1 rRNA gene is annotated in these 3261 nt (G+C 50.8%); it reads left to right on the top strand.

The features are described 5' to 3' along the window. Positions 1 to 215: 215 nt before the first annotated feature. Positions 216 to 3107, top strand: a 23S ribosomal RNA gene (locus tag H7995_RS27950). Positions 3108 to 3261: the final 154 nt, after the last annotated feature.

Raw genomic sequence — 3261 nt, 5'->3', positions numbered from 1 at the left:
AAAGCTTAGAAATGAGCATTCCATCACTGCGATGGTGAATGTTGATTTCTAGTCTTTGATTAGATCGTTCTTTAAAAATTTGGGTATGTGATAGAAAGATAGACTGAACGTTACTTTCACTGGTAACGGATCAGGCTAAGGTAAAATTTGTGAGTAATTGCGAATTTTCGGCGAATGTCGTCTTCATAGTATAACCAGATTGCTTGGGGTTATATGGTCAAGTGAAGAAGCGCATACGGTGGATGCCTTGGCAGTCAGAGGCGATGAAAGACGTGGTAGCCTGCGAAAAGCTTCGGGGAGTCGGCAAACAGACTTTGATCCGGAGATGTCTGAATGGGGGAACCCAGCCATCATAAGATGGTTATCTTAAGCTGAATACATAGGCTTAAGAGGCGAACCAGGGGAACTGAAACATCTAAGTACCCTGAGGAAAAGAAATCAACCGAGATTCCCTTAGTAGTGGCGAGCGAACGGGGACTAGCCCTTAAGTGGCTTTGAGATTAGCGGAACGTTCTGGAAAGTACGGCCATAGTGGGTGATAGCCCTGTACGCGAAAATCTCTTAGTCATGAAATCGAGTAGGACGGAGCACGAGAAACTTTGTCTGAATATGGGGGGACCATCCTCCAAGGCTAAATACTACTGACTGACCGATAGTGAACTAGTACCGTGAGGGAAAGGCGAAAAGAACCCCGGAGAGGGGAGTGAAATAGATCCTGAAACCGTATGCGTACAAGCAGTGGGAGCCCACTTTGTTGGGTGACTGCGTACCTTTTGTATAATGGGTCAGCGACTTATTTTCAGTGGCGAGCTTAACCGAATAGGGGAGGCGTAGCGAAAGCGAGTCTTAATAGGGCGTCTAGTCGCTGGGAATAGACCCGAAACCGGGCGATCTATCCATGGGCAGGTTGAAGGTTGGGTAACACTAACTGGAGGACCGAACCGACTACCGTTGAAAAGTTAGCGGATGACCTGTGGATCGGAGTGAAAGGCTAATCAAGCTCGGAGATAGCTGGTTCTCCTCGAAAGCTATTTAGGTAGCGCCTCATGTATCACTGTAGGGGGTAGAGCACTGTTTCGGCTAGGGGGTCATCCCGACTTACCAAACCGATGCAAACTCCGAATACCTACAAGTGCCGAGCATGGGAGACACACGGCGGGTGCTAACGTCCGTCGTGAAAAGGGAAACAACCCAGACCGTCAGCTAAGGTCCCAAAGTTATGGTTAAGTGGGAAACGATGTGGGAAGGCTTAGACAGCTAGGAGGTTGGCTTAGAAGCAGCCACCCTTTAAAGAAAGCGTAATAGCTCACTAGTCGAGTCGGCCTGCGCGGAAGATGTAACGGGGCTCAAACCATACACCGAAGCTACGGGTATCACTTAGGTGATGCGGTAGAGGAGCGTTCTGTAAGCCTGTGAAGGTGAGTTGAGAAGCTTGCTGGAGGTATCAGAAGTGCGAATGCTGACATGAGTAACGACAATGGGTGTGAAAAACACCCACGCCGAAAGACCAAGGTTTCCTGCGCAACGTTAATCGACGCAGGGTTAGTCGGTCCCTAAGGCGAGGCTGAAAAGCGTAGTCGATGGAAAACAGGTTAATATTCCTGTACTTCTGGTTATTGCGATGGAGGGACGGAGAAGGCTAGGCCAGCTTGGCGTTGGTTGTCCAAGTTTAAGGTGGTAGGCTGAGATCTTAGGTAAATCCGGGATCTTAAGGCCGAGAGCTGATGACGAGTGTTCTTTTAGAACACGAAGTGGTTGATGCCATGCTTCCAAGAAAAGCTTCTAAGCTTCAGGTAACCAGGAACCGTACCCCAAACCGACACAGGTGGTTGGGTAGAGAATACCAAGGCGCTTGAGAGAACTCGGGTGAAGGAACTAGGCAAAATGGCACCGTAACTTCGGGAGAAGGTGCGCCGGTGAGGGTGAAGGACTTGCTCCGTAAGCCCACGCCGGTCGAAGATACCAGGCCGCTGCGACTGTTTATTAAAAACACAGCACTCTGCAAACACGAAAGTGGACGTATAGGGTGTGACGCCTGCCCGGTGCCGGAAGGTTAATTGATGGGGTTAGCTAACGCGAAGCTCTTGATCGAAGCCCCGGTAAACGGCGGCCGTAACTATAACGGTCCTAAGGTAGCGAAATTCCTTGTCGGGTAAGTTCCGACCTGCACGAATGGCGTAACGATGGCGGCGCTGTCTCCACCCGAGACTCAGTGAAATTGAAATCGCTGTGAAGATGCAGTGTATCCGCGGCTAGACGGAAAGACCCCGTGAACCTTTACTATAGCTTTGCACTGGACTTTGAATTTGCTTGTGTAGGATAGGTGGGAGGCTTTGAAGCGTGGACGCCAGTCTGCGTGGAGCCAACCTTGAAATACCACCCTGGCAACTTTGAGGTTCTAACTCAGGTCCGTTATCCGGATCGAGGACAGTGTATGGTGGGTAGTTTGACTGGGGCGGTCTCCTCCTAAAGAGTAACGGAGGAGTACGAAGGTGCGCTCAGACCGGTCGGAAATCGGTCGTAGAGTATAAAGGCAAAAGCGCGCTTGACTGCGAGACAGACACGTCGAGCAGGTACGAAAGTAGGTCTTAGTGATCCGGTGGTTCTGTATGGAAGGGCCATCGCTCAACGGATAAAAGGTACTCCGGGGATAACAGGCTGATACCGCCCAAGAGTTCATATCGACGGCGGTGTTTGGCACCTCGATGTCGGCTCATCACATCCTGGGGCTGAAGCCGGTCCCAAGGGTATGGCTGTTCGCCATTTAAAGTGGTACGCGAGCTGGGTTTAGAACGTCGTGAGACAGTTCGGTCCCTATCTGCCGTGGACGTTTGAGATTTGAGAGGGGCTGCTCCTAGTACGAGAGGACCGGAGTGGACGAACCTCTGGTGTTCCGGTTGTCACGCCAGTGGCATTGCCGGGTAGCTATGTTCGGAATAGATAACCGCTGAAAGCATCTAAGCGGGAAACTAGCCTCAAGATGAGATCTCACTGGAACCTTGAGTTCCCTGAAGGGCCGTCGAAGACTACGACGTTGATAGGTTGGGTGTGTAAGCGCTGTGAGGCGTTGAGCTAACCAATACTAATTGCCCGTGAGGCTTGACCATATAACACCCAAGCAATCTTGTGACTTCGAAAGAGGCATCTGATTGCGGTGTGTGAAGACGAAACGAACCGAAAGTTCGAGAACTCACAAAACACCGAAAGCTATCACATACCCAATTTGCTGAAGCGAGGCCAGCTGGCCACGACTCAGTACCC

It is taken from the genome of Pseudomonas kielensis (assembly GCF_014236655.1).
Classification (GTDB): domain Bacteria; phylum Pseudomonadota; class Gammaproteobacteria; order Pseudomonadales; family Pseudomonadaceae; genus Aquipseudomonas; species Aquipseudomonas kielensis.
This window is presented reverse-complemented; position numbering and strand designations above follow the sequence as displayed.